Source organism: Variovorax sp. Root318D1, assembly GCF_001424835.1.
Classification (GTDB): domain Bacteria; phylum Pseudomonadota; class Gammaproteobacteria; order Burkholderiales; family Burkholderiaceae_C; genus Variovorax.
Map to the genome: position 1 here is coordinate 340599 of NZ_LMCQ01000024.1, position 19078 is coordinate 359676.

Below are 19078 nucleotides of genomic sequence, written 5' to 3' on the forward strand. Positions count from 1 at the left end.
CGAACTGACTACCTTCGCGGGTTGATTTCTTGTTCAACCCACGAAAGATATTGCGCATGACCGCAAACTCCCGCAGCGACGATCCTTCGATCGATCTCGACGACATCGGCACCAACCCCACCTCGAATCCCTCTTTCACCGACCTGATCGCGTCGCGCCTGAGCCGCCGCCATCTGTTCGGCCTGGGCGTCGGCACGGCCGGCACCGCGTTGCTGCAGGCATGCGGCGGCGGTGGTGGCGGCGGGGGCGCTGGCTTCCCAGTGCTGCCCCCTGCACCGGCTCCCGCACCTCCACCGCCGGCACCCGCGCCGCCGGCACCGGCGCCCGCACCGCTCAAGCTCAACTTCAATGCCGTGGCCAAGAGCCTGGACGACGCCGTGAGCGTGCCTGCCGGCTACACCGCCAGCGTGCTCTACCGCCTGGGTGATCCGATTGCGAACGGCGTAGCTGCCTACAAGAACGATGGCACGGACGATCCGGCCACCTACGATCGCCGTGCCGGCGACCACCACGACGGCATGACCTTCTTCGGCATGGACGGCTCGAACAAGTGGGACCCCGTCAACTCGGCGCGCGGCCTGCTCGTGATGAACCACGAAGCCATCACGCCGCTGTTCCTCCACCCCACAGGTCAGACCATCACCGGCACCGGTAGTGCCGCAGTCCGCACCGTCGCAGACGAAGTGCTGCGCGAGTTCTACCTGCACGGCGTGAGCGTGATCGAGGTCAACAAGAACGGCAGCGCCTGGAGCTACAAGCAGGACTCGAGCTTCAACCGCCGCGTTCACACACTCACCGAAATGACGTTCTCGGGCCCGGCCGCCAAGACCGACTCCCTGAAGACCAAGTACTCGACCGACGGCAGCAAGACCCGCGGCACGCTCAACAACTGCGCCAACGGCACCACGCCGTGGGGCACGTACCTGACCTGCGAAGAGAACTGGGCCGGCTACTTCCGCCGCATTCCGGCCACCGACAACCCCAGCCGCACCGCCAAGGAAATCACCTCGTTCAGCCGCTACGGTGTTTCGAGCACCGGCCGTGAACTTTGGGCCACCGTCACGCCCGACACCGCCGACAACATCTACGGCCGCTGGAACACCCAGGTGACCGGCGCCACCGCCACCGACGACTTCCGCAACGGCGCCAACACCTACGGCTGGGTGGTGGAGATCGATCCTTTCACCCCGGCCAGCACGCCCAAGAAGCGCACCGCGCTCGGTCGCTTCGGCCATGAAGGCGCCTGCCTCGGCCCGGTCGTGGTCGGCAAGCCGCTGGTCTGGTACATGGGCGACGACTCGCAGAACGAGTACCTCTACAAGTTCGTTTCCACCAAGGCCTGGGATGCGGCCGACATCGGCGGCGGCATTGCGGCCGGCGACAAGTACATGGACGACGGCAAGCTCTACGTCGCGCGCTTCAACGCCGACGGCACCGGCAACTGGCTGGAGCTGTCGCTGGGCGTGAACGGCATCACCTCCGGCAACGCGACCTACCCCTTCGCCGATGCGGCCGACGTGGTTATCAACGCGCGCCTCGCGGCCGACGTGGCCGGCGCGACCAAGATGGACCGCCCCGAGTGGACCGCCGTCAATCCGAAGAACGGCGAGGTGTACCTCACCCTCACCAACAACGCCGCGCGCACCATCAGCACGACGGATGCCGCCAACCCGCGCTACTACAACGACCCCAAGGGCGTGGCCCAGACGGCGCAGAAGGGCAACCCGAACGGCCACGTCGTTCGCTTTGCCGACGCCGGCGGCGACCCCGCGGCCGTCAGCTTCAACTGGGACGTCTATCTGTTTGGCGCGCGCTCGACGGCATCGGCCGACGTCAACCTGTCCAACCTGGTTGCCGACAACGACTTCTCCAGCCCCGACGGCATGTGGTTCAGCCACGCGACCGCCGGCCTGCTGTGGCTGCAGACCGACGATGGCAAGTACACCGACGTGACCAACTGCATGATGCTCGCGGCACTGCCGGGCCAGGTGGGAGACGGCGCGGCGAAGACGATCACCAACGTCGACGGCGCCACCAGCGCGACGCAGGCCACCTTCGTCGGCAAGGCACCCGGCACCGACGGCCTGCGCCGCTTCCTGGTCGGCCCCAAGGACTGCGAAATTACGGGCATCGCCGAATCGGGCGACGGCCGCGCGCTGTTCGTCAACATCCAGCATCCGGGTGAAACAACCGCTGCGGCAAACATCAGCGACCCGACCAAGTTCGGCAGCCACTGGCCGCAGGGCGGCAGCGCCCGTCCACGTTCGGCCACGGTCGTCATCACCAAGGATGACGGCGGGCTGATCGGTCTCTAAGGAAAAGCAGCTGCGCGTGGGTCCTCCCGGATTGCTCCGGGAGGACTTATCGCGGCAGCGGCAGCGCCGTCTTGTACCTGACCTGCTTGAGCGCAAAGCTCGAGCGAATCTTCTCGATACCCGGAATCGGCGTGAGCTGTTCCAGGATGAATTTCTCCAGCGCCGCCATGTCTGCCACGGCGATGCGGATCAGGTAGTCGCTGTCGCCCGTCATCAAGTAGCACTCCATCACCTCGTCGTGCTCGGCGATGCGCTGCTCGAAATAGGCGAGCGACTGCTTGCTTTGCGTCGTGAGGCTGATCGAGATGAACACGTTCAGCCCCAAGCCCAGGGCCTTGGCGCTCGCAAGCGCCACGTAGCGGTCGATCACGCCATTTGCCTCGAGCATCTTCACGCGCGCGAGGCATGGCGAGGGTGACAGGTGCACACGGCGCGCCAGCTCCACGTTCGATAGCGCGCCGTCGCGCTGCAGCTCGTCGAGAATGCGCAGGTCGATGGCGTCGAGTTGCATGAAATGCCGCAGATTTTGAGATTGTCGGAATTTTATGCTGCGAGGCCCGCATGGGATTGCCTGTGCCAGTAGCTAATTTGCCGCTCGGCGGCCTAAAGTGCCGACATGAACGCCCCGATTTCCACCGACCAGATGCGTGCCCTGCTCATCGACACGCCGCTTTCGCACGACCCCGACCCTGCCGAGACCGCTGAATGGCGTGATGCCTTCCTGGCCCTGGCGCAAACGCACGGCCCTCAGCGCGCACGGCAGATGCTGGTAGAGCTTGCCCGGCTTGCACGGCAGCAACGCATCGGCTGGCAGCCCGAGCTCGCGACGCCCTACGTCAACACCATTGCGGTAGAAGACCAGCCGCCGTTCCCCGGCGACCTCGCGGTCGAGGAGCGCCTGGCTTCGCTCATGCGGTGGAATGCGCTGGCGATGGTCGCCAAGGCCAACCAGGCGTACGGCGAACTCGGCGGCCACATCGCGAGCTATGCAAGCGCGGCCGATCTGTTCGAGACCGGCTTTAACCATTTCTTCCATGCACGCAGTGACACCGAGCCGCGCCGGGCCGCCCCAAGCGGCGAGCGCCCCCCGCGGGGGGGCAGCGACCCACACGAAGTGGGGAAGCGTGGGGGGCAACACCTTGGCGACTTGGTGTTCTTCCAGCCGCACAGCGCACCGGGCGTCTATGCGCGCGCCTATCTCGAAGGCCGCCTCGGCGAAGAAGACCTCAAGCACTACCGGCAAGAACTGACCGCGCCCGCGTTCACCCAGGGCAGCGGCGCGCGCGGCCTCAGCAGCTATCCGCATCCCTACCTGATGCCGGACTTCTGGCAGTTTCCCACCGGCTCGATGGGCATCGGCCCCATCAGCTCGATCTATCACGCGCGCTTCATGCGCTACCTCACGCACCGCAACCTGCTCGACTGCGAAGGCCGAAAAGTGTGGGGCGTGTTCGGCGACGGCGAAATGGACGAGCCCGAATCGATGAGCGCCTTGACGCTGGCCGCGCGCGAGAAGCTCGACAACCTCGTGTGGGTGGTCAACTGCAACCTGCAGCGCCTGGACGGGCCGGTGCGCGGCAACGGCCGCATCATCGACGAGCTCGAAAAGCTCTTTGCCGGCGCCGGCTGGAACGTCATCAAACTGGTCTGGGGCAGCGACTGGGACGGCCTCTTTGCGCGGGACGCGAGCGGCGCCCTGGCGCGCGCCTTTGCCAACACCGTCGACGGCCAGATGCAGACTTTCGCAGCCAAGGACGGCCGCTTCAATCGCGACAACTTTTTTGGCCAGAACCCCGAACTCGCGCGCCTGGCCGAAGGCATGACCGACGAGCAGATCGACCGCCTGAAGCGCGGCGGCCACGACCTCGTGAAGATCCACGCCGCCTATGCCGCCGCGGCCGCGCACAAGGGCCAGCCCACCGTGATCCTCGCCCACACCAAGAAGGGCTACGGCATGGGCAGCGCCGCGCAGGGCAAGATGACCACGCATTCGCACAAGAAGATGGGCGACGTCGACCTCATCGAGTTTCGCGATCGCTTCAGCCTGCCGCTGACCGACGCGCAGGCCATTGCGATGGACTTCTATCGCCCCCCCGAAGACAGCGCCGAGATGCAGTACCTGCGGAGCCACCGTGCCGCGCTCGGCGGCGCCATGCCGCGCCGCGAGACCGCGTGCGAGGTGGTGCCCAAGCCCGACATCACAAGCTACGCGCAGTTCGCGACAGCCGCGGCCGGCAAGGAAATGAGCACCACCATGGCCTTCGTGCGCATGCTGGGCAACCTCATGAAAGACAAGGCCCTGGGCCCGCGCATCGTGCCCATCGTGGCCGACGAGGCGCGCACCTTCGGCATGGCCAACCTGTTCAAGCAGGTCGGCATCTATTCGAGCGTTGGCCAGCGTTATGCGCCCGAAGACATCGGCTCCGTGCTGAGCTACCGCGAAGCGACCGACGGCCAGATCCTCGAGGAAGGCATCAGCGAAGCCGGCGCCATCGCCAGCTGGACGGCCGCGGCCACCAGCTACAGCGTGCACGGCCTCGCGATGCTGCCGTTCTACATCTACTACTCGATGTTCGGCTTCCAGCGCGTGGGCGACGCCATCTGGGCTGCGGCCGACCAGCGTGCGCGCGGCTTCCTGCTCGGCGCCACCTCGGGCCGCACCACGCTCGGCGGCGAAGGCCTGCAGCACCAGGACGGCAGCAGCCATCTCGTGGCCGCGACCATTCCTAACTGCAAGGCCTACGACCCCGCCTATGCCGGCGAAATGGCCGTTATCGTTGATGCCGGCATCCGCGAAATGATGGTCGAGCAGAAGGACGTTTTCTACTACGTCACGCTCATGAACGAGAACTACGCGCAGCCCGACGTGCCCCAGGGCGCGGAAGCAGACATCCTGCGCGGCTGCTATCGCTTCGGCGTGTATGCGCCAGCCTCGGGCAAGGCGAAGAAGACGGTCACGCTCATGGGGTCAGGCGCGATCCTCACCGAGGTCGTCAAAGCGGCGCAACTGCTGGCCGACGAAGGCATCGAAGCCGAGGTGTTCAGCGTCACGAGCTGGAGCGAACTTGCACGTGACGGCATGGTTTGTGAGAAGCGCACGCTGGTGGGCGAGAAGGACGCCGGCGTGCCGTTCATCACGCGGCAGCTCGGCGCCGGCACGGGCCCCATTGTCGCCGCCACCGACTACGTACGCGCCGTGCCTGAGAGCGTGCGCGCCTTCCTGCCCGAAGGCCGCCGCTACCTCACGCTGGGCACCGACGGATTCGGCCGCAGCGACACGCGTGCGGCGCTGCGGGAATTCTTTGGGGTGGATGCGGCGAGCATTGCGCGGGCGGCGCGGCATTCGCTGCAATTGACCTGAGTCGCGTTCGGTAGCCTAGCCAGAGACAGCTCGGCTACCGAACTTGCTTGCCTTACTTGTCTGCTTTGAGAATCGTGCCGACCTGCAGCTTTTTTACCTGGTACTTGCCTTGGACGTCATCGATCTTGCTCACGCTGTTGCGAGCCATGATGATGCCCATCGAAGGTTCTTGCTGAATGTAGATGATGTCGCCGCTTTTCGCTGTGATCTGCGTGTCAGCCCAGTTCTCCGCCTTGGAGTAAATCTTGTGCGTACCCGGCGTGACGTTGAAATAGATGTACTGGCTCGAGCGGGTGTGACCCATTTCTGATGCGGCTTCTTGATCGTCCACGAAGACATTGAATCGAACCAGACCACCGACGCCGGAAGGCCGTACGACATAAACAATCGCTTTGCCCGGCTCTGGCATTTTGGGGAGTTGAAAGGACGCAGTTTCAGCCTTCATGACTTCTGGCGAAGGCAGGCTGGCACATCCAGAGAGAACTGCAAGTGCCGCTGCCAGCATGAGCGATGAGAACGAAGAATTGATTTTCATGAGAGGGTAAAAATTTGGGGAGGGATAGGTAATCGCCAACTGGGCTCCGGGTGAGAACGATTTAAGTCAAAAGATGTTGCTCCTCCCAGATGGCGTGCTTTTTTATAGTGATCGCGTGCCGCGTAATCGGGGGCACATGCGCGCGAGTCGGATTCTCGTTACATGTCGACGCCGAAGGCCAAAATGCGAAAGGTCCACCGCAGATTGAGGTGGAAAGCGCCAGATTTCTCACACCTTCAGCGTGCCGCGCTACAACACCTGTTGGCAGTGGGTAGTTCTTAAGTTCCAGAGATTCGCCGCACATGCCTGCGTTAGAGTCGCAGCCCGACCGACACCCGAGCTCATGACCGCACGTTTTCAATCCGTTGCTCCCACCGTTCGCCTGGCCGACCAGGTGGCCGATGCATTGGCAGCCGAGGTGCGCAGCGGGCGCCTTTCGGAGGGCGACCGCCTGCCGACCGAGGCCGCGCTGGCCGAGCAATTCGGCGTCAGCCGCACCGTGGTGCGCGAAGCGGTCTCGCGGCTCAAGTCGCTGGGACTGCTCGATTCGCGCCAGGGCAGCGGGGTGTACGTGCGCGCGGCCGGTGTCGAACCGCTGCGCTTCGAGATGCCGCACGTCGCATCGCGCGAAGCGGTGATCCAGATGGTGGAACTGCGCCGCGCGCTGGAGGCCGAGGTGGCTGCGCTGGCGGCCGAACGGCGCACACCTGAAGACGTGCAGCGCATCCGCGACGCCATTGACTCACTGCACGCCGCGGTGGCGGCCGGAGGCAACGGCGCGGACGAAGACGTGCGCTTTCACCGCGCTATTGCCGAGGCGGCACGCAACCCGTTCCTGATCGGCACGCTGCAGTACCTGCGGCAGTTCCTGCATGGCGCCACGCGTGTCACGCGCGCCAACGAGGCGCGCCGGGCCGACTTTGCGCGCCAGGTGGCGCAAGAGCACGCGCAGATCGTCGAGGCCATCGAGGCGGGCGATCCATTGCGCGCCCGAGAGGCCGCCAAGTCCCACATGGACAACGCGATCCGACGCATCGAACAGGCCGATCCTGTTTTCTGGCAGCAGGAAGGCGCGCAGCTCGCGCGGCCGCTGGTCGAAGGTTGGCCTGCGGGCAAGTAGGCAAAAAGGAAACGAGGTGTAGTTTGCGGGTTTACCCGGATCGGGCAACTTGCATCAGATTTGTATGATGACCTGATAAATAGAGACGGCGCCGCAGTGTGGCTGCTTGCGCGCATCAGTTCTTCATCCATCGGACCTCCAATGACTTCAACACTCCACGCGCCCCTGGACGCCCCTGCAGGCCTGCCTGCCGATGTCGCGCTCGAAAAGCGCGCCTATGCCAAGGTGTTCTGGCGCCTCGTTCCTTTCCTGATGCTTTGCTACGTGGTCGCCTACCTCGACCGCGTGAATGTGGGCTTTGCGAAGCTTCAGATGGGACAGGACCTGGGCTTCAGCGAAACGGTGTTCGGCCTGGGCGCGGGCATCTTCTTTCTCGGCTATTTCTTGTTCGAAGTGCCGAGCAACCTGCTGCTCAACCGCGTGGGCGCCCGCATGTGGATCGCCCGAATCATGATCACCTGGGGCGTGCTGTCGGCGTGCTTCGTGTTCGTGGAAACGTCGACCAGCTTCTACATCCTGCGCTTCCTGCTCGGCGTGGCGGAGGCGGGCTTTTACCCAGGCGTGATCTTGTATCTGACCCAGTGGTATCCGGCCCGCCGGCGCGCGCGCATCATCGCGGTCTTCATGTCGGCCATTCCGGTCGCTGGCATCTTCGGCAATCCGCTCTCGGGCTGGATCATGGATGCATTCCATGGCGTGTCTTCGATGGAAGGCTGGCAGTGGATGTTCATCATTGAAGCCATTCCGGCCGTGATCGTGGGCGTGATGGTGCTTTTCTATCTGGACAACGGCATCCAGCAAGCGCGCTGGCTCGATCCGGACGAAAAGCGCCTGTTGCAGCGGGAGGTCGAGCGCGACCAGGCGCATGGCGCCAAGGGCCCGCACTCGGTGGCCGCGGTGTTCCGCGATGCGCGCGTGTGGTGGATGGCGCTGATCTACTTCGCCTTCGTCATGGGCCAATATGCGCTGACCTTCTGGCTGCCCACGCTGGTCAAGGCGACGGGCGTGAAAGGCAACCTGCACATCGGCCTCTTGAGCGCAATTCCGTTCATCTGCGCGATCATCGCGATGAACCTTTTCGGCCGCAGCGCCGACCGCCGGCAGGAACGCCGCTGGCACCTGATCGTGCCGGCGCTCATGGGCGCCATCGGGTTCACCGTGGCCGCCTCCTATACGCAGAACACCATCGTGTCGCTCGCGTTTCTGTCGCTCGCCGCCGCCGGTGTACTCACCTGCGCGCCGCTCTTCTGGTCGCTGCCCACCGCCTTTCTTTCGGGCACTGCGGCGGCGGCCGGTATTGCGGCCATCAATTCGGTGGGTAATCTGGCGGGGTTCGCCAGTCCCTATCTGATCGGCTACCTGAAGGACCTCACGGGCAGCACGCAGATCGGTATGTACGTGCTGGCCGGCGCGCTGGTGCTCGGAGCCATCGGCGTGTGGCTCACGCCCAAGCAACTCGTGAATCGCTGATCCAAGGAACCCCGACATGACTTCCAACACCAACACACCCACCATCGGCGTCGTGGGCCTCGGCGCGATGGGCACGGGCATGGCGCAATCGCTGCGCCGCGCAGGCCATGTGCCGCGCGTTTTCGACGTGCGTTCCGAAGCAGCCCAGGCCTTCGCGCGCGACGGCGGCGTGGCCTGCGACACGCTGGCCGCGCTCGGCGCGCAAAGCGACATCGTGGTCTCTGTCGTGGTCAATGCGGCGCAGACCGAGTCGGTGCTGTTCGGCGACGGCACCACGCCGGGTTGCGCGGCATCGATGAAGCCCGGCAGCTTGTTCGTGATGTGCTCCACCGTGGACCCGAACTGGTCGATCGCGCTCGAGGCGCGCCTTGCCGCGCAGGGCATCTTGTATCTCGACGCGCCAATCTCCGGCGGCGCCGCCAAGGCCGCGAGCGGCCAGATGACGATGATGACCGCCGGCACGCCCGCCGCCTATGGAAAGGCCGGTACGGTGCTCGACGCCATGGCGGCCAAGGTTTATCGTCTCGGTGACCGCGCGGGCGCGGGCAGCAAAGTCAAGATCATCAATCAGCTGCTGGCCGGCGTGCACATTGCCGCCGCGGCGGAGGCCATGGCGCTGGGCCTGCGCGAAGGCGTGGACCCGGCCGCGCTGTACGAGGTGATCACGCACAGCGCGGGCAACAGTTGGATGTTCGAGAACCGCATGGCGCACGTGCTGGCGGGCGACTACACGCCGCTGTCGGCCGTCGACATCTTCGTGAAGGACCTGGGCCTGGTGCTCGACGTGGCGCGCGCCAGCAAGTTTCCGCTGCCGCTCTCGTCCACCGCGCACCAGATGTTCATGCAGGCGTCCACGGCCGGCTTTGCGCGCGAGGACGACAGCGCGGTCATCAAGATTTTTCCCGGCATCGAACTGCCGGCTGCCGACAAGAAAGCCTGAAGAAGAAGGAAGACGAGCACCATGAACATTCTCATCACCGGCGGCTGCGGTTTCGTCGGAGCGCGCCTCGCGCGCACGCTGCTCGCAGGCGGTCCGCTGGCACTGGCCGGCGGCACGGCCGAGCCCGTCTCGCGCGTCACGCTGGCCGACCGCGCGCCGCCCCCCGCCGACCTGGCCGCCGATGGCCGCGTTCAGTTCCTGCAGGGCGACCTGTACGAGCAGGCCACGAACGGCGCACTGCCGCTGGCCGGCACCCACGCGGTGTTCCATCTCGCTGCCGCAGTGAGCGGCGAATGCGAGGCCGACTTCGATCTTGGCATGCGCAGCAATCTCGACACCACGCGCGCGCTGCTCGAAGCCTGCCGCCGCGCGGGCCATGCGCCGGTCTTCGTGTTCTCCAGCTCCGTCGCGGTCTTCGGCGATTCACCGGAGCAGCGCTTGCCCGCGGTCATCGAGGACACCACGCTGCCGACGCCGCAGAACAGCTACGGCATCCAGAAGTTCATCGGCGAGCAGCTGGTGACCGACTTCACGCGCAAGGGCTTCGTGCAGGGCCGCAACGTGCGGCTCATGACGGTCTCGGTGCGGCCGGGCCGGCCCAACGGCGCGGCCTCCAGCTTCTTGAGCGGCATGCTGCGCGAGCCGCTGGCCGGCGAACGTGCGCGCTGCCCGGTGCCTCCCGAAACCGCGGTTGCCCTGGCATCGCCCGGCAACACCGTCGCGGGCATCCTCCGCGCGGCCACGGCCAGTGCCGCCGAATGGGGCGCGCGCACCGCCGTCAACTTGCCCGCGCTGACGACCACCGTGCGTGAGATGGCGGAGGCGCTCGAGCGCATCGCAGGCAAAAAGGCCGCGGGGCTGATCGACTGGGAGCCCGATGCGGCCATCGCCAAGATCGTGACCAGCTGGCCCAGCCGCATTCATGCGGCGCGCGCCGAGGCGTTGGGCCTGAAGGCGGACGCGAGCTTCGATGCCATCCTGCGCGGCTACGTGCGCGAGAACCCGGAAGCGGTCAAGCTGCCCGTGGCGAAGGACTGAACCATGGCGAAACTATTGCTAGGCTGCATTGCCGACGATTTCACCGGCGCCACCGACCTTGCCAACAATCTCGTGCGCGCCGGCATGCGCGTGGTGCAGGCCATCGGCGTACCCGCCACGCCGCTCGATGCGAACGTCGATGCCGTGGTGGTCGCACTCAAGTCGCGCACCATCGCCCCGGCTGAAGCTATTGCGCAGTCGCTCGAAGCGCTGCGCTGGCTGCAGGCACAAGGCGCCCAGCAGATCTACTTCAAGTACTGCTCCACGTTCGACAGCACCCCAGAGGGCAACATCGGCCCCGTGACCGAAGCGCTGATGGAGGCACTCGGCTGTGATTTCACCATCGCCACCCCGGCCTTCCCTGACAACAAGCGCACCGTGTTCAAGGGCTACCTGTTCGCAGGCGACATGCTGCTCAATGAGAGCGGCATGCAGAACCATCCGCTCACGCCGATGACCGACCCGAATCTCGTGCGCGTGCTGCAGGCGCAGTGTCAGCGCAAGGTCGGGCTCATCGACCATGCGGTGGTGGCACGCGGCGCGGCGGCCATTTCGGAGCGAATCGAACAGCTGAAAACCGAGGGCGTGTCGATCGCCATCGTCGACGCAGTATCGAACGACGATCTGCTGCGACTCGGCCCGGCGATTGCGAAGATGCCGCTGCTCACGGCCGGCTCGGGTGTGGCCATTGGCTTGCCGGCCAACTTTGGTTTGGCGCCCTCGTCGCAGGCCAGTGCGCTGCCCCCAGCACGCGGATTGCGCGCTGTGGTCTCGGGCAGCTGCTCGCTCGCCACCAACCGGCAGGTGCTGGACTTCATCCAGCGCGGCGGCGCGGCGCTGGCCATCGATCCACTGCGCATTGCCGCGGGTGTCGACGTCGTGGCCGAGACCCTGTCCTGGGCCGCGCCGCTCGTCGCGAAGCAGCCGGTGCTGGTCTATTCCACCGCCGAGGCCGGTGCCATCAAGTCGGTGCAGGGCAGGCTCGGCGTCGAGGAGGCCGGGGCCATGGTCGAGCGCACCATCGCCGCCATTGCGCGCGGCCTGGTCGAGCTGGGTGTGCGCCAGCTTGTTGTGGCGGGCGGCGAAACCTCGGGTGCCTGCGTGCAGGCGCTGGGCATTGCGCAGATGCAGATCGGTCCGCAGATCGACCCCGGCGTGCCGTGGTGTCATGCGCGCACCGATGTTGCGCAAGGCACGTCGGTGCACATCGCGCTGAAGTCCGGCAACTTTGGCGGGGACGATTTCTTCACCAAGGCATTTACAGTGCTGGCATGACGTCCAATCTCAGCGTTCGAGCACGTTCAGGGCGCGCTCCCGCCGACGGGGTACCTTACTCCGCGAATGTCCCCCGGCCTGCGGCCTCCTCCTTTATTTCGCTGCGCAAGGCACCCCATCGACGGGAGCGTTGTTCAGAGCACTGGTTGATCGGCCAGCACGACAGCCGCGCCTGGTGTGCACAGGGCGCCGGGTACTCCCCGCAGCGAAATAAAGGAGGAGCCGAAGGCGGGGGACATTCGCGGAGGGGAGTACCCGGTGGCCTGTGCACGCGCCCTGATCTGCCGCGTAGGCCGCAGCCTGTTCGAACGCGGCTACGTGCATGCGACGGCAGGCAACATCAGCGTACGTCTCGACGACGGTTTCCTCATCACGCCGACCGATGCATGCCTCGGATTTCTCGACCCGGCGCGCCTGGCCAGACTCGACGCGCAAGGCAACCAGACAGGTGGCGACCGCGCGAGCAAGACCATCGCGCTGCACACGCGCATCTACGTAGCCGCGCGCCGCTTCGATGCAGGCACGGCCTGCGTCATCCACACGCACAGCACGCATTGCGTCGCGCTCACGCTGAACGCATCGGGCGACGAATTGCTGCCCGCGCTCACGCCGTATTTCGTGATGAAGGTCGGCCATGTGCCGCTCATTCCGTACCACCGCCCGGGCGCGCCCGAAGCGGCCGAACTGGTGGCACAGACTATCGAGCGCCATGGTGCCGCCGGCACGCCGATTCGCGCCGTGATGCTCGAACGCCTCGGCCCCAACGTCTGGCACGAGACTCCGGCCGCCGCCATGGCCGTGCTCGAGGAACTCGAAGAGACCGCCAAGCTCCATCTGCTCACCGGCCCCGCCAAAATCGAGCCGTTGAGCAACGAACAGATCGATGAACTGCGTCGCACTTTCGGTGCGCGCTGGTAGTAAGAGTAAAAACACGCCATGCCTCAATTCGCCGCCAACCTCTCGATGCTCTATCCGGAGCTCGATTTCCTCGACCGCTTCGAAGCCGCCGCGAAAGACGGCTTCAAAGCCGTCGAGTATCTTTTTCCCTACCCCTACGAGCGCCGCCAGCTTGCGGCCCGCCTGAAGGACAACGGCCTGCAGCAGGTGCTCTTCAACGCCCCTCCGGGAAATTGGGAAGGCGGCGAACGCGGAGTGGCGTGCCTGCCGGGTCGGGACACCGAGTTCCGCGAAGGCATCGCCACGGCCATCGACTATGCGGTGGCGCTCGACTGCCCGCGCATCCACGTCATGGCGGGCCTCATTCCCGAGGGCCTGGAGCGCGAGGCCGTGCAACCCGTGTACGTCGACAACCTGCGCTGGGCCGCCGCCGAGGCGGCCAAGGCCGGCCGTGACGTGCTGATCGAGCCGATCAACACGCGCGACATTCCGCGCTTCTTCCTCAACCGGCAAGACCATGCGCACGAAATCGTCGACATGGTGGGCGCGCCCAATCTCAAGGTGCAGATGGACCTGTACCACTGCCAGATCGTCGAGGGCGACGTGGCGATGAAGATCCGCAAGTACCTGCCCACCGGCCGCGTCGGCCACATCCAGATTGCCGGCGTGCCCGAGCGTCATGAGCCCGACGTCGGCGAGCAGAACTACCCCTACCTGTTCGATCTGATCGACGAGGTGTCGGCGCAATGTGGCTGGCAGGGATGGGTCGGTTGCGAATACCGGCCCAAGCGCGGGATGGAACCCGGCGGCACCTCGGCCGGCCTGGGTTGGCTGCGGGCGTTGCAACAGCGCGCATGAAGCTCGAGGCGCTGCGCATTCCACCGCGGCTGCAAGGTTTTGCCGCGGCCGATGCGCAGATCTTCGACGTCACGCTGGCCGGCGATCGCGTGCAGGCCATCGTGCCGAGCGCATCGCAGGCGCATGCGCGCGGCACTCTGCTGAGTGCGCTGGTCGAGGCGCATGCGCACATCGACAAGAACTACACCATCCAGGAAGTTGGCGCCGCCCAGGGCAACCTTTTCGCGGCCATCGAACGCATGGAGAAGCACCGCGCGGGCTGGACCGGCGAAACGCTGCGCCCGCGCATGGAGCGTGCACTCAACGAGGCTTGGCAGTCGGGCACTCGCGCGCTGCGCACCCACATCGACTGGGCGCAGGGCGAGCCGCCGGCCGCACTCGCCGTGTTCGAGGCACTGCGCCACGAGTGGCGTGGCCGCATCGAGTTGCAGTTCGTCTCGCTCACGCCGCTGGACCTGTTTGCGGACCTCGCCGCCGGCGAGCGCATCGCGCGCGAGGTCAAGCGCGCGGGCGGCACGCTGGGTGCCTTCGTCTATCGCAACGAAGGCCTCGTGCACAAGCTGGGCCGCGTGTTCGACTTGGCACAGGACCACGGCCTCGGGCTCGACTTTCATGTCGACGAGGGGCTCGATGCCGATGCGAGCGGCCTGCGCAGCATCGCGCAGCTGATGCGTGCGCGCGAGTTCCGGCGCGGCGTGATCTGCGGCCACTGCTGCTCGCTGGCCGCGCAGGACGATGCGGTGGCCAACGAAACGCTGGCGCTGTGTGCCGGTGCCGGCATCCACATCGTCGCGCTGCCGACCACCAACCTCTACTTGCAAGGCGCCTGGGACCGCACGCCCGTGCCGCGAGGCATCACGCGCATTCACGAGGCGGCGGCACGGGGCTTGCGTGTGAGCCTGGCAACGGACAACGTGCAGGACGCCTTCTATCCCTACGGCAGCTACGACCTTCTGGAAACCTTCGGGCTCGGCGTGCAGATGGCGCATCTCGCGCCCGCGGACGAGTGGCTCGATGCCATCACCGTCAGCCCCGCGAAGGCGCTGGGGCTCGCGTGGGACGGGCGCATTGCACCGGGCTGTCCCGCCGACCTGGTGCTGCTTGCGGCCACCGGGGAGCATGAACTCATCGGCCCACGCGGGCGCCAGCGCACCGTGATCCGTGGCGGCCGAATCCTGGAGAAAACACAATGAGCATGGGCAAGCCAATGGCCAACTACGCCGCCGCCAAGCGCGTAGGAGATTTTGTCTTCATGAGCGGCGTGGTGGCGGTCGATCCGGCCACGCGCCGCGCAGTGGCTGGCTACGACGCCATTCCCGAGGAAGCCCGCACGGCCTTGCAGGGCGTGGGTTATGCCACGGGCCAGATGTCCGTCGACATCTTCGAGGCGCCCATCGTGGCGCAGAGCTGGTTCGTGCTCGAGCGCATCCGCCAGATCGCGGCCGAGCATGGCGGCACCATGGAAGACGTGGTCAAGCTGGTGCAGTACTTCCGCCACCTGCCGCACTATGCGTTCTACAACCGCGTGCGGGGGCTGTTCTATCCGGGCGAGCCACCGGTCAGCACGGTGGTCGAGGTGTCGCGCTTCCTGCCGGGCGACGAGGTGCTGGTGGAAGTGGAAGCCACCATGTACCTGCCGCAGCACCGGCCTATTTGACCCCCGCACCCTTGAGCAAGAATTCGGTCACCTGCTCGATCAGGTAGCGCCGGTCGTTGTCGTCGCCCTGCTGAGCCACGTTGCGGAAGTACGCGGCCTGCGTGGCGTGGTCGGCATAGAACTGCGTCACCGCCCAGATGTGGAACAGCACCAGCATCGGGTCGGCCTTGTCCATCAGGCCCTGGTTCATCCAGTTCTGGATCACGGCGGCCGCCTGGTCGGTGTGCTGCTTGCTCGTGTCCATCATGGTGTTGAGCACCGGCGCGCCGCGCATCATCTCGGCGGTGAAGATGCGGGAGCGCAAAGGGTGCTCGAACGAGAACACCATCTTGCGGCGGATCAGGTCGCCCAGCACCTTGCGCGGACCGAAGGCTTCGTCGGCAAAGCCGAACACCACGATCCAGTCGTCGAGGATGTCCTGCAGGATCTGCCGGTAGAGCGCTTCCTTGCTCTCGATGTAGTAGTGCAGCTGCGCCTTCGAAAGCCCGGCCTTGTCGGCGATCGCCTGCGTCGAGGCGCCGGCCAGACCCTCGCTCGCGAACACCTCGATGGCGGCCTGGTTGATGAGGCCGAGCACCTGGGTGTACTTGCGCGAACGCCCGCGCGTGGCGGGCGCCTCGCCGTCGCTTTCTTCGGTGCTCACAACTGCAGCACCAGTTCCTGGCCCTTGGCGCGCGAGCAGCACAGCGCCACCTTGTGGCGCCGCTCGCTGCTGGTAAGGCAGAAGTCGCGGTGCTCCGCGCCTTCGCCATCGCCATCGACCACGCAGGTGCCGCACAGGCCCTGCTGGCACGACACCGGAATGTCGATGCCGACTTCGTGCAGCGCATCGACGGCGGTCTGGTCGGCCGCCACCGGCACGCTGATGCCGCGCTGCAAAAGCTTCAGCGTGAAGGGCAGGCCTGTGGTCGTATTGGCGTCCGTCGGCGCGGCGAAGTATTCGGCGTGCAGCGCGTCTTCGGGCCAGCGCGCGGCGGCGTCGCGCACGGCCTGCATGAACCCGCCGGGGCCGCAGACGTACAGATGCGTGCCGGGTGCGCGGTCGGCGAGCAGCGCGTGCAAATCGATGCGCTGCGAGGCATCGCCCTGGTCGAGGTGCAGCCGCAGGTGCGGCGCCAGCGCGGGGTCGCGCAGCGCATCGGCAAAGGCCAGGTGTTCTTCACTGCGCGCGAACACGCAGAGCGTGAAATCCGCGCCGCGCGCCGCAAGCGCCTGCGCCATCGCCAGCAGCGGCGTCATACCGATGCCGCCTGCCAGCAGCAGGTGGTGATTCGCTTCCTCGCGCAGCGGAAAGGTGTTGCGCGGCGCGCTGATCGGGAGCAGGTCGCCTTCGCGCACGCGCTCGTGCATCGAGGCCGAGCCGCCGCGGCTCGCGGCCTCGCGCTTCACGCCGATCACATACGAGGTGGCGTTCGACGGTGCATTCGAAGACCACCGCGCCAGCGAGTACTGCCGCGAGAAGCCGCCGGGCATGTGCACGTCGATGTGCGCGCCGGCTTCGTAGCCGGGCAGCGCGCGGCCCCACGGATGCGCCAGCTCGAAGGCGAGGATTTCCGGCGTCTCGCGTGAGATGCGTTCGACGCGGACGGTCAGCGTGCGTTCGAGGCTCATGGTGTGTTGTCTCTCCGGCTAGATGCTCTGCAGCTTGCGCGCAACGCGTTCGATGAAATGGGTGCGGTCGCGCTCGGTCACGGCGTTCATGTCGTGAAGCTGCAGCCACGTCACCTTGCAGCGCCACGCGAACAGCGCCCGCAATGCGCGCGTGAAAAGCCGGCGGCCCGGGTCGCCGATCATCATCACGAACCACCGCGGCGATCCGCCCGTGGTCACGACGGTCAGCCGCCGGATGTGCCGCATGCCCGACTTCGCGAGCTGCCCCTTGCGCTCCGCCGGAAGGAAAGCCACGCCAGGCAGCCACACCCGTTCGAGCCAGCCCTTGAGCATGGACGGCGGGCCATGGAACCAGGTGGGATAGACGAACACCAGGTGTTCGGCCCACAGCAGCGCGTCGACATGCGGCTTCACGCGTTCGCGGATCAGTTCGGGGTTCTCAAGGTAGGCGATGCGCTCTTCGCGCGTCAGCGTCGGGTCGAAGCCCTCGGCATACAGGTCGATGGCCTTGACGGGATGCCGCGGCTCGAGCGCTTCGAGGGCCGTGCGGTAGAGCGCGTGGTTGAAGCTGTCAGGATTCGGATGGCAGTGGACGACGAGCGTTTTCATGGTTGAGGGCCGGTTCGCCTGTCGGCGAGACGGGGTCAGAGCCCAAGGAATCAAAGGCCGCGCGGCGCCTTATGGAAACCCAGGCACCGGCATCTGACCCCGGCGCAAGCCCCGCGCGACCCACGGGAAAAACGGTGAAGCTCTTGCCTGCTTGCTTACTTTGCAGCGAGCTTCTTGCGAACGTCGACACCGACGCCCTTGTTGACGAATTGCGTGGTGACGACCTTGGAGAGATCGATCTCTCCGGGCTTGTACAGGCCGGCCTTCACCATCTTGTCGTAGAAGTCCTTCACGCGGGCTTCGTCCATGGCGCCGATGCCCTTGGTGAGCGAGTCGCCGCTGTCGACGATGCCCATCTTCTTCATCAGCTCGATGGAGCCGAGCGATGCGGCAACCGGCGAATCGGGGTTGATCTTGGCGATCATCTCGTTGGCGGCCTTGTTGTCGCCGTAGAGATAATTGTTCCAGCCGATGATCGAAGCTTCGACGAACTTGCGCACCGTCTCGGGCTTGGTCTTGACGAGGTCGGCGCGCGTCTCGATGGTGGTCGAATAGGTCGAGAAGCCGTTGTCGGCCAGCAGTTGCACCACCGGGTCGAAGCCGGCCTGCGCCTTGATCGACAGCGGCTCGGAGATGGCGTAGCCCTGTTGAATGGACTTCTTGTCGGCCAGGAATGGGCCCACGTTGAAGGTGTAGGGCTTGAGCTGCGAATCCTTGAAGCCGTGCTCCGACTTCATCCACTGCCAGAAGCTGAACTGCCCGTCCTTGCCGATGAAGGCGACGGGCGCCTTGGCCATGTCCTTGAAGGTGTCGTAGCCCTGGCCCGGATGCGCGAACATGGCCTGCGGATCTTTCTGGAAGAAGGCCGCCACCACCACCGTGGGCACGCCGTTCTTCACGTTGTCGAAAGACTGCAGCAGGTTGCCAGTCATCAGAAAGTCGACCTTGCCGGCCGGCAGCATCGGCCGGTTGTTGACCATCGGGCCGCCCTGCTGAATATCGACGTCCAGGCCATACTTTTTGTAGGTGCCGTCCACCAGCGCCTGGTAGAAGCCGCCGTGTCCGGCTTGCGCTTTCCAGTTGGTGGCAAATACCACTTTTTCCTGCGCCTGTGTGGTGAAGGCGGCGGCCGCGAGGGCAAGGCCGAGAGCAAGCGGACGGATTGTCAGAGCGGGAACGCGCATGGCAGTGGACTCCTGGGTTGAATGCTGGGGATTTTCAGCGGCCATCATGTGATGGAACAAACTTTTTGAGGGGGCTGTTTTCTAGGGGGCTGTTGTTCAGGGCGTTGTCGTTCAGGGCGCGTGCACAGGCCACCGGGTACTCCCCTCCGCGAATGTCCCCCGCCTTCGGCTCCTCCTTTATTTCGCTGCGGGGAGCACCCGGCGCCCT

The 19078-nt window shown here is 65.8% G+C and carries 17 protein-coding genes; 11 read left to right on the plus strand and 6 right to left on the minus strand.

The window, feature by feature from the left end:
* Positions 1-56: 56 nt before the first annotated feature.
* The gene (locus ASC78_RS24460; protein ID WP_055807620.1) at positions 57-2315 is read left to right on the plus strand and encodes a PhoX family protein; all 2259 of its coding nucleotides are present in this window, start codon (positions 57-59) and stop codon (positions 2313-2315) included.
* A 46-nt stretch (positions 2316-2361) separates the two neighbouring features.
* Here the strand turns inward: ASC78_RS24460 and ASC78_RS24465 are convergent, their stop codons facing one another.
* Entirely contained in the window at positions 2362-2826 is a 465-nt protein-coding gene (locus ASC78_RS24465; RefSeq protein ID WP_028258331.1) for an Lrp/AsnC family transcriptional regulator, read from the minus strand.
* A gap of 105 nt (positions 2827-2931) precedes the next feature.
* Here ASC78_RS24465 and aceE point away from each other — a divergent pair, with 105 nt between their 5' ends.
* Positions 2932-5676, plus strand: coding sequence for a pyruvate dehydrogenase (acetyl-transferring), homodimeric type (aceE, locus tag ASC78_RS24470; RefSeq protein ID WP_055807622.1), 2745 nt, complete (start codon positions 2932-2934; stop codon positions 5674-5676).
* Positions 5677-5728: 52 nt separating this feature from the next.
* Here the strand turns inward: aceE and ASC78_RS24475 are convergent, their stop codons facing one another.
* On the minus strand, positions 5729-6211 hold the full coding sequence (locus ASC78_RS24475; protein WP_082517647.1) for a DUF2846 domain-containing protein: 483 nt from the start codon (positions 6209-6211) through the stop codon (positions 5729-5731).
* A gap of 343 nt (positions 6212-6554) precedes the next feature.
* Here ASC78_RS24475 and ASC78_RS24480 point away from each other — a divergent pair, with 343 nt between their 5' ends.
* The 9 genes from ASC78_RS24480 to ASC78_RS24520 all read left to right on the plus strand — a co-directional run bounded on the left by ASC78_RS24480 (position 6555) and on the right by ASC78_RS24520 (position 15466).
* Positions 6555-7331 (plus strand): FadR/GntR family transcriptional regulator, encoded by a 777-nt coding sequence (locus ASC78_RS24480; RefSeq protein ID WP_055807625.1) that lies wholly within the window; start codon positions 6555-6557, stop codon positions 7329-7331.
* 141 nt (positions 7332-7472) lie between these two features.
* Positions 7473-8801 carry an MFS transporter gene (locus ASC78_RS24485; RefSeq protein WP_055807628.1) on the plus strand — a complete coding sequence of 443 codons (1329 nt, stop codon included), beginning with the start codon at positions 7473-7475 and terminating at the stop codon, positions 8799-8801.
* 16 nt (positions 8802-8817) lie between these two features.
* Entirely contained in the window at positions 8818-9741 is a 924-nt protein-coding gene (gene ltnD, locus ASC78_RS24490) for an L-threonate dehydrogenase (protein ID WP_055807631.1), read from the plus strand.
* A gap of 21 nt (positions 9742-9762) precedes the next feature.
* Positions 9763-10779 (plus strand): D-erythronate dehydrogenase, encoded by a 1017-nt coding sequence (gene denD / locus ASC78_RS24495; RefSeq protein WP_055807634.1) that lies wholly within the window; start codon positions 9763-9765, stop codon positions 10777-10779.
* 3 nt (positions 10780-10782) lie between these two features.
* Positions 10783-12054 (plus strand): 3-oxo-tetronate kinase, encoded by a 1272-nt coding sequence (gene otnK, locus ASC78_RS24500; RefSeq protein ID WP_055807637.1) that lies wholly within the window; start codon positions 10783-10785, stop codon positions 12052-12054.
* Positions 12055-12312: 258 nt separating this feature from the next.
* Entirely contained in the window at positions 12313-12972 is a 660-nt protein-coding gene (locus ASC78_RS24505; RefSeq protein ID WP_055807638.1) for a class II aldolase/adducin family protein, read from the plus strand.
* An 18-nt stretch (positions 12973-12990) separates the two neighbouring features.
* Positions 12991-13809 (plus strand): 2-oxo-tetronate isomerase, encoded by an 819-nt coding sequence (gene otnI, locus ASC78_RS24510; RefSeq protein ID WP_055807641.1) that lies wholly within the window; start codon positions 12991-12993, stop codon positions 13807-13809.
* Positions 13806-15002, plus strand: a complete 1197-nt coding sequence (locus tag ASC78_RS24515) for an amidohydrolase family protein (protein ID WP_055807644.1) — start codon at positions 13806-13808, stop codon at positions 15000-15002. Before otnI ends, ASC78_RS24515 begins: the two co-directional genes overlap by 4 nt.
* Complete coding sequence (locus tag ASC78_RS24520; protein WP_055807648.1) at positions 14999-15466, plus strand: RidA family protein; 468 nt, start codon at positions 14999-15001, stop codon at positions 15464-15466. Before ASC78_RS24515 ends, ASC78_RS24520 begins: the two co-directional genes overlap by 4 nt.
* Here the strand turns inward: ASC78_RS24520 and ASC78_RS24525 are convergent.
* The 4 genes from ASC78_RS24525 to ASC78_RS24540 form a co-directional block, all read right to left on the minus strand.
* Positions 15459-16109 (minus strand): TetR family transcriptional regulator C-terminal domain-containing protein, encoded by a 651-nt coding sequence (locus ASC78_RS24525; RefSeq protein WP_055807651.1) that lies wholly within the window; start codon positions 16107-16109, stop codon positions 15459-15461. The two genes, ASC78_RS24520 and ASC78_RS24525, sit on opposite strands and share 8 nt — an antisense overlap.
* Complete coding sequence (locus ASC78_RS24530; protein ID WP_055807654.1) at positions 16106-17077, minus strand: PDR/VanB family oxidoreductase; 972 nt, start codon at positions 17075-17077, stop codon at positions 16106-16108. The genes ASC78_RS24525 and ASC78_RS24530 overlap by 4 nt, the downstream gene beginning before the upstream one ends.
* Before the next feature lie 18 nt (positions 17078-17095).
* On the minus strand, positions 17096-17686 hold the full coding sequence (locus tag ASC78_RS24535; RefSeq protein ID WP_055807657.1) for an NAD(P)H-dependent oxidoreductase: 591 nt from the start codon (positions 17684-17686) through the stop codon (positions 17096-17098).
* 155 nt (positions 17687-17841) lie between these two features.
* Complete coding sequence (locus ASC78_RS24540; protein WP_055807660.1) at positions 17842-18870, minus strand: ABC transporter substrate-binding protein; 1029 nt, start codon at positions 18868-18870, stop codon at positions 17842-17844.
* Between the last annotated feature and the right edge of the window lie 208 nt (positions 18871-19078).

Bases quoted from the DNA above. Each gene is read 5' to 3' on its own strand.
- otnI (WP_055807641.1), top strand. From the start codon at position 12,991: ATGCCTCAATTCGCCGCCAACCTCTCGATGCTCTATCCGGAGCTCGAT.
- ASC78_RS24475 (WP_082517647.1), bottom strand. From the start codon at position 6,211: ATGAAAATCAATTCTTCGTTCTCATCGCTCATGCTGGCAGCGGCACTT.
- ASC78_RS24535 (WP_055807657.1), bottom strand. From the start codon at position 17,686: ATGAAAACGCTCGTCGTCCACTGCCATCCGAATCCTGACAGCTTCAAC.
- ltnD (WP_055807631.1), top strand. From the start codon at position 8,818: ATGACTTCCAACACCAACACACCCACCATCGGCGTCGTGGGCCTCGGC.
- denD (WP_055807634.1), top strand. From the start codon at position 9,763: ATGAACATTCTCATCACCGGCGGCTGCGGTTTCGTCGGAGCGCGCCTC.
- aceE (WP_055807622.1), top strand. From the start codon at position 2,932: ATGAACGCCCCGATTTCCACCGACCAGATGCGTGCCCTGCTCATCGAC.
- ASC78_RS24540 (WP_055807660.1), bottom strand. From the start codon at position 18,870: ATGCGCGTTCCCGCTCTGACAATCCGTCCGCTTGCTCTCGGCCTTGCC.
- ASC78_RS24485 (WP_055807628.1), top strand. From the start codon at position 7,473: ATGACTTCAACACTCCACGCGCCCCTGGACGCCCCTGCAGGCCTGCCT.
- ASC78_RS24530 (WP_055807654.1), bottom strand. From the start codon at position 17,077: ATGAGCCTCGAACGCACGCTGACCGTCCGCGTCGAACGCATCTCACGC.
- ASC78_RS24520 (WP_055807648.1), top strand. From the start codon at position 14,999: ATGAGCATGGGCAAGCCAATGGCCAACTACGCCGCCGCCAAGCGCGTA.
- ASC78_RS24460 (WP_055807620.1), top strand. From the start codon at position 57: ATGACCGCAAACTCCCGCAGCGACGATCCTTCGATCGATCTCGACGAC.
- otnK (WP_055807637.1), top strand. From the start codon at position 10,783: ATGGCGAAACTATTGCTAGGCTGCATTGCCGACGATTTCACCGGCGCC.
- ASC78_RS24465 (WP_028258331.1), bottom strand. From the start codon at position 2,826: ATGCAACTCGACGCCATCGACCTGCGCATTCTCGACGAGCTGCAGCGC.
- ASC78_RS24480 (WP_055807625.1), top strand. From the start codon at position 6,555: ATGACCGCACGTTTTCAATCCGTTGCTCCCACCGTTCGCCTGGCCGAC.
- ASC78_RS24515 (WP_055807644.1), top strand. From the start codon at position 13,806: ATGAAGCTCGAGGCGCTGCGCATTCCACCGCGGCTGCAAGGTTTTGCC.